This is a genomic window from Psychrobacter sp. TB55-MNA-CIBAN-0194 (assembly GCF_040309505.1).
Classification (GTDB): Bacteria; Pseudomonadota; Gammaproteobacteria; order Pseudomonadales; family Moraxellaceae; genus Psychrobacter; species Psychrobacter fozii.
This window is the reverse complement of record NZ_JBEOOW010000534.1, coordinates 1-254: the sequence shown is the minus strand read 5'-3', so window position 1 is coordinate 254 and position 254 is coordinate 1. Positions and strand designations below refer to the sequence as shown.

At 63.8% G+C, this 254-nt stretch carries 1 pseudogene; it reads left to right on the top strand.

The window, feature by feature from the left end:
• Positions 1-254, top strand: a pseudogene (locus AAEY75_RS16180) (EamA family transporter RarD); the annotation flags it as partial.

Here is a 254-nt window from a genome sequence, read left to right as displayed (position 1 = left end):
GGGCGTCGTGCAACAGGTGTGGCAAGTCGGCAGCCTGCCGTGGGTGTCCCTGGTGCTGGCGTTGACCTTTGGCTTCTACGGTTTGATCCGCAAACAAGCGCCGGTCAAGGCATTGCCGGGGCTGGTGGTGGAAACCTGGATGCTAGTGCCTATTGCCGTGGCCTGGTTGCTGCTCAACCCAAGCGCCCACAGCGCACAAATGGAGTTCTGGGGCACGTCCGAAGCCTGGTGGCTGGTGGCCGCCGGCCCAGTGA